The 6,256-nt window shown below is 33.6% G+C and carries 7 protein-coding genes and 1 pseudogene; 3 read left to right on the top strand and 5 right to left on the bottom strand.

Annotated features, from left to right (window positions below; genetic code table 11):
- Together PHI38_RS08295 and PHI38_RS08290 are read left to right on the top strand one after the other, a co-directional pair.
- Window positions 1-280 (top strand): winged helix-turn-helix domain-containing protein (locus tag PHI38_RS08295; protein WP_299854962.1); only part of this gene is annotated, 280 nt, incomplete at its 5' end.
- A gap of 1 nt (window position 281) precedes the next feature.
- On the top strand, window positions 282-1,469 hold the full coding sequence (locus PHI38_RS08290; RefSeq protein WP_299854959.1) for an ArsS family sensor histidine kinase: 1,188 nt from the start codon (window positions 282-284) through the stop codon (window positions 1,467-1,469).
- A 6-nt stretch (window positions 1,470-1,475) separates the two neighbouring features.
- Here the strand turns inward: PHI38_RS08290 and PHI38_RS08285 are convergent, their stop codons facing one another.
- The 3 genes from PHI38_RS08285 to PHI38_RS08275 all read right to left on the bottom strand — a co-directional run bounded on the left by PHI38_RS08285 (window position 1,476) and on the right by PHI38_RS08275 (window position 4,621).
- Entirely contained in the window at window positions 1,476-1,766 is a 291-nt protein-coding gene (locus PHI38_RS08285; protein WP_299854957.1) for a Dabb family protein, read from the bottom strand.
- Window positions 1,767-1,960: 194 nt separating this feature from the next.
- Window positions 1,961-3,109, bottom strand: coding sequence for a Fic family protein (locus PHI38_RS08280; protein ID WP_299854955.1), 1,149 nt, complete (start codon window positions 3,107-3,109; stop codon window positions 1,961-1,963).
- A 168-nt stretch (window positions 3,110-3,277) separates the two neighbouring features.
- Window positions 3,278-4,621, bottom strand: coding sequence for a DASS family sodium-coupled anion symporter (locus tag PHI38_RS08275; protein WP_299854953.1), 1,344 nt, complete (start codon window positions 4,619-4,621; stop codon window positions 3,278-3,280).
- Between the two features lie 132 nt (window positions 4,622-4,753).
- Between PHI38_RS08275 and PHI38_RS08270 the strand changes: the two genes are divergently transcribed.
- The gene (locus PHI38_RS08270; RefSeq protein ID WP_299854951.1) at window positions 4,754-5,125 is read left to right on the top strand and encodes a c-type cytochrome; all 372 of its coding nucleotides are present in this window, start codon (window positions 4,754-4,756) and stop codon (window positions 5,123-5,125) included.
- A gap of 5 nt (window positions 5,126-5,130) precedes the next feature.
- Here the strand turns inward: PHI38_RS08270 and PHI38_RS08265 are convergent, their stop codons facing one another.
- Both PHI38_RS08265 and PHI38_RS08260 read right to left on the bottom strand, forming a co-directional pair.
- Window positions 5,131-6,021 (bottom strand): NAD(P)H-dependent glycerol-3-phosphate dehydrogenase, encoded by an 891-nt coding sequence (locus PHI38_RS08265; RefSeq protein WP_299854948.1) that lies wholly within the window; start codon window positions 6,019-6,021, stop codon window positions 5,131-5,133.
- Window positions 6,014-6,256, bottom strand: a pseudogene (locus PHI38_RS08260) (potassium transporter TrkA); the annotation flags it as partial. The pseudogene PHI38_RS08260 and the gene PHI38_RS08265, both read right to left, overlap by 8 nt.

The following is a 6,256-nucleotide window of genomic DNA, read 5'->3' as shown; positions in this document are numbered from 1 at the left end:
AGAGTTTGTCATAGATAAGGTCAACAGGGAAGTTGTCTTGGATGGTTATACGATTGATTTTACAAAAATAGAGTTTGAGATATTTATATTTTTAGTAGAGAACATGAACAAGATTTCTGCACGAGAGCAGATTATAAACGCAACTTCACTTGATGAAAATACAAAAAACAGAACAGTCGACACACATATAAGCAACATAAGAAACAAGATAGGCGATGACTCAAAAGAGCCAATGTTCATTAAGTCCGTATGGGGCATCGGCTATAAGTTTGTGAGCTGATATGTCAATTTTAAAAAAGATATCGATACTTTTTTTAACAAGTTTTATCCTTATGGGCGTTATAGGATTTTGGATAGATAGCATCAACTCCAAAAGAGTGGATGAACTTATAAAAGATAAATACCTAAAAATCTCAAATGAGATATTTCAAAACATAGACAATAGCGATAGAGTTGAGGAGCTAATCTCAAAGTACAACCTTGTAAGAGTAGAGGACAAAAAAGATAGAGAAGTCCTCTACTATGAAAAACATACTTTTGGCTTTATCTCTATCAAAAAAGCATCATTTGAAGATGAGTTTATTATAGAGATAAATTTTCTTGATGAGAGTTATATGCTAAAGACACCCAACGAAGAGAACATAAATGACAAACTTATGCTAAATATCCTTATTTTTTTAGATATTTTTGTTCTTTTGCTTATATTTTTATACCTTTTAAAACTTCTCTCTCCTCTTAAAAAAATTACAAAAGGGATTGAGAACTTCTCTAGTGGAGATTTCAAGAGCAGAATCAACATAAAATCAAATGATGAGATGCAAACGCTCTCCTCTGCCTTTAATACTATGGCCTCTTCTTTAGAGGAGCTTATAAAGAGTAGAGAGGCACTCCTAAGAGATATAGGACATGAACTCAGAACTCCTATAGCAAAGGGAAAGTTTGTTATACAAAAGATAGAAAATGCCCCGCAAAAAGAGCTTCTTCAAAAGATATTTCTAGACTTAGAATTTTTAACAAATGAGCTCTTAGAGCTAGAGAAGCTAAACTCTACAAAACTAAACCTCTCAATCTTTAGCGCAGAAACTCTAATAACAGAAGCCCTAAGCAAGCTCTATATAAGCGATGAGTCAAGCATAATCATCGAGATAGAGGATAATTTTAAAATAGAAGCGGATTTACACTATCTCTCAACTGCTCTTAAAAACCTTATAGACAATGCGCTAAAATATGCAACTGCGCTACCGATAACTCTTAGAGTCTCAGCTGAGAAGATATGTGTTATAAACGAAGGAAAAAGGCTCTCAAAAGAGCTTGAGTACTACTTACAACCTTTTACGCAAGAGCTATCTCAAAGAGATGGCTTTGGGCTTGGGCTAAGTATTGTAAATAAGATAGTTGCTAAACACAACTTCTCATTAAGTTACACTTATGAAGAGCAAAGTAATGTATTTTGTTTACATCTACTTTGAGTATTTTTATAAAATATAATCCACTATTTTTGACTCAAGAGTTACTGCTCTTATAAGCTCTACCACTTTTACATGCTCAGGATGGATAGCATAAACTGCCATATCTTCTTTTGTGTCAAACGTAGCGTATATTGATAGGTCAAACGCTCTCTCTGAGTCAGTAAAGTTAACACCAACTTCCATTTTTTTAAGCTCTGGAACAATCTCTACAAGGGCATTTAACCTCTTAGTTACTTCTGCAATATTTGCACTTTTATTTTCATCACGAAATTTAAATATAACTATATGAACAACCATTCTTTACCTCTTTTTTATGTTATTTTATCTACATGTTTATTAATTTAGATATGTTAATAACAACGTGAATTTATTACATACCTTCTAATACTCATTAATTAAAAAAATCTATGATATTACATTATAAATTATATAACTGCTTGTTCATAACAGAGATTTATCTCTATATACCCTTATTTACTTAACTTAAATCTTTAGTTATTATTTAAAAAGTCAGATACAAAACCATTTTCTCTGAGCACTTTCATAATACCTCGCAGTAGATAGTTATTTACAAATTTAATTGTATAAATCCTACCACCTTTAGTAACAGGTACAATAATATTTTTCTCTTTTAGTTTTCCCATAACAATTGATTTTTTCTTAGAGTCAGTAATACCAAGTGCGCTTAGTTCTTCTGATTTCATTGACATGTCATCTTTATTTATCAGATAATCTAGTATTTTAAACTCTAGATTATTAATCTGTTGAGCTTCTCGTGCTATTTGCAATGTAGGCAAAAGAAGGTGTTTTTTTACATACTCTTGATTTAGTAAAGAGTCTATCTTCTCTATCTCATTTTTTAATCCAAGAAGAAAATACTCACACCAAGATAAAATATCATCATCCTTTAAAGAATCTGCTTTAGACAACATGTCATAATATTTATCTCTATCTGTATAAAAAACAGATGAAGGGTTGATAATCCTTCCTGTTTTTACTTGAAAGCCTAGTTTTATCAAAAAGGCATAGTTGAGAAGCCTCCCCATTCTTCCATTTCCATTATCAAAAGGGTGGATAAACTCAAATCTATGATGCGCAACAGCAACCATTAAGAGTTGATACTGCTCTTTGTGCGCAAAGTTAATAAATTTAATGAACCCTTCAAACTGTTCTTTTAGAAGAAAATGTGTAGGTGGAGTATGCCCAGACTTTTTTATTTTAACATCATGTGTTCTAAGTTCACCCGCATTTCTCGAGCCTTCTCCTACTGGTGGCGGAGTCAAGTTGTTTGTGATAATTTTATGTATCTCTGAAATAAAAGCACGATTTATAGAAGTGTTTTCATCTGTATTTTCTTCAATAAAATCTATCGCATTTTCTAAGTTTCTGATTTCATCATTACTCTCATCTTTTATGCCATCTTCAATGATTTTTTCTACATATTCTGAGAGTGTTGTATTGTTTCCCTCTATCCTAGCAGAACCTAAAGTCTCTAAAATATGAAAAATATCTTTTAGCTGGAAGAAGATATGAGAAGGAACATCTCCACCTAGTCTCTTTGTTCTTAGTTTTTCTAAATCTAAAATAATGTTAGCAAGGTCACTACCCCAATATGGGTCTGGTATCTTTATATTTTCCATATTACTTCCATTTTTCTTTTTTACTACTTCCATAACATAAGCGTTTAAATCCGATTATAACGCAAGTTTTCTTTAATTTTATATTTTACTACTTCCATTTTAGTAAGTGCACTACTTCTATATTTATATATAATTTTCATATCTTTAAGAGTAGAGATTCCAAGGAGATTATCTCCAAAAAAGCTCAGCAATGATTACTACAAAAAATATACCTGCTAGATTTAGTAAAAATCCATACCTTAACATATCTTTTACACTAACAGCGCCACTGCTCATTGCTATGGCATTTGGAGGCGTGGCGATTGGGAGCATAAAAGCGTAACTAGCGCATACAGTTGCTACGACCATAAATAGTTTTACATCCATATTTGCTTGTATTGCTAGTGCATAGATTATGGGAAGCATAACTGAGATTAGAGCTGTGTTTGAAGTTATCTCAGTTGTAAATGTTATAAGAACAGCAATAGAGATAAGTATCAATATGGTGGAGAGGTTAGTTAAAGCTAGAAGATACGAAGCTACTTCATCTGCTAAACCACTCGAGCTAAAAGCAGCGGCAATAGAGAATCCAGCGCCAAAGAGGAACATAATTCTAAATGGAACTTTACTTTTATCATCCATCCAATCAAGAATAGAAAAAGGTGGTGCAAAAAGCAAAAGCCCCCCGCTAAGTAAAACAACACTCTCATTTAGTCCAAGACCACCCCAGAACGAGCCAAGTGGTGCGTTTAGTAAAAGAAGAAGAATAACTCCACCAAGTAATAAAAGTATCTTCTTTTGATTAGCATCTAGTGCTTTTTCCTCGTCATCCAAAGATATTTTAACATCACTAACTCCAACGCTAAGAAGAGATGCGACAACTATAAACATGATAAAAACCAAAGGAGTCATCATCCACATCCACTCTATAAAAGAGAAGGCCTCCATGCCTTTATCTTGCATAAACCCGAACAAAATAAGATTTGGCGGTGTTCCTATAGGAGTTAAGATACCGCCAACACTAGCACCATAAGCAACACCTAGAGCAAATCTCATCTTTAGTTTTACATCATCACTTATAAACAGAGCGATTGGTATAAGTAGTAGTGCAGTTGTTGTGTTTGACAAAAGAGAGCTTAGTATTCCTGAGGATATAGTTAGAGAAAATATAACTCCACGCGGAGTTGCTGGAAAAATGGAGAACATTTTATTTGCTATCCATTTATGCAAGCTGCTCTTCTCAACAGCAATGGCTATGAAAAAGCCTCCCAAAAATAGAAAAATGATGGGATTTGCATAATGTTGTGTTGTAAGTCCTGTAGATAAAATTCCAAAAGATGGAAACAAAACGATGGGAAGCAAAGAGACAACTCCAAGAGGCAAACCCTCATTTGTCCAAAGTACTACCAAAAAGGCTATTACTCCCACCAAGAGCGATTGAGTAAGCGTAAAAGGTATAAAAGATAGCAAAAAAGCTACAAGTGCAATTAAAATTGCAACAGTTATTTTTTTGCATGCAACTCTATCTATCATTTAACTCTCTTATATAAACTTTTTTATATTCTATCCTTTTGCTCCTAAATTAAAAAATATATAAAAATCACATCACTTAGATAATTCTATGTTATAATCATAATTATTTTATTTTATATAAAGGGTGTTATCATGAAAAAAATAGTTACTTTATCTTTAATTGTAGGTGCGCTATGCACTATGTTTGCTTCAGAGTCTGCAGAGGAACTTGCAACTAAAAAATGTGGGGAGTGTCATCTTATGGGTGAAATCACAAAAGAGAAACTTGACAACATGAAAGCACCTCCATATTGGGCGATTGCAAAAAAAGCAAGAGAACGTTATGAAAATGAAGAGGACAAAATCAAGTATATAATTGATTATGCACTAAATCCAAGTGAAGATAAAATGCTATTTCCAATAGAGACAAAAAAGAAGTTTGGGGTTATGCCTTCACTTGAGGGAAAAGTTACTGCAGAGGAGATTAAAATAATCTCAACTTACATCTTAGAGAAAAAGTTTTAAATACTCTAGTTAGATAAGAAGTTGCGAAGGCTTACGTGTGGGTCTAAGCCTTCTAACATAAGATAAACCTCTTTTGCTATTGGAAGGTACAAACCCTTCTCTGCAGCAATAGAGTTTAGTGCATATGTAGTACCTATTCCCTCTGCTACTTCTCCAAGCTCTTCTACTATCTGCTCTTTTGATTTACCCGCAGCTATCCCTAAACCAACACGAAAGTTTCTACTCATAGTTGATGATGCAGTTAAAAAAAGATCCCCCGCTCCGCTAAGTCCTATGAAACTCTCCTCTTTTGCACCATAAACTTTACCAAATCTCTGCATCTCAACCAAACCTCTTGAGATTAATGAAGCTGCTGCATTTTTTCCAAGGGCTAATCCCTCGCAAATGCCCGCTGCTATAGCTATAACATTTTTATATGCACCGGCTACTTCTGCACCTGCTATATCAGTGGATGTGTATGTTTTTATAAATGATGGGAAAAAACAGGCAAATTCTTTACTCAACTCTTCATTTGTAGAGTTTATAACTAGTGCTGTAGGGAGTGATTTCATAACCTCTGTCGCAAATGATGGACCTGAGAGAAAAGCTATATTTTGAGAAGGAACATAATCTTCATATATCTCATTTAAAAACTTCCCACTTGTTGCTTCTATCCCTTTTGCTGCGACCAATATTTTATGATTATTGTAGATAAAATGCTCTCTTAACCACGAAGAGACCTGTTGTGCTGGTATAGCTATCACTAAATACTCAAGCTTTAAAATCTCTTCTAAAGAGACAAAGTTTTTCATATTTCTAGGAGTTCTTGAAGTTATATAAACTTCACACTTCTCACTAAGCGCAAAAGCTAGAGCTGTTCCCCATTTTCCAGCTCCTATTACTCCTACTTTACTCATTTGCATCTCCTATTAATTTTTCAAACTTTATTATATCTATATCAAATCCAACAACGACAAATTGATCGCCATTTTTTATCTGTTGGTGTTTAGCTTTAGCAGAGTAGATAAACTCTGTCGCACCCTCTTTGTCTATAACTGAGAGAACTGTAACATTATACTCTTTACTCCAATTTATATCAGAAGCATAGAGTCCATTAAAATACTGAGCATTTTTTACCATAACTTGAGCAAT

The organism is Sulfurimonas sp., from assembly GCF_028694895.1.
In the GTDB taxonomy this organism is placed as follows: Bacteria; Campylobacterota; Campylobacteria; order Campylobacterales; family Sulfurimonadaceae; genus Sulfurimonas.
This window is presented reverse-complemented; position numbering and strand designations above follow the sequence as displayed.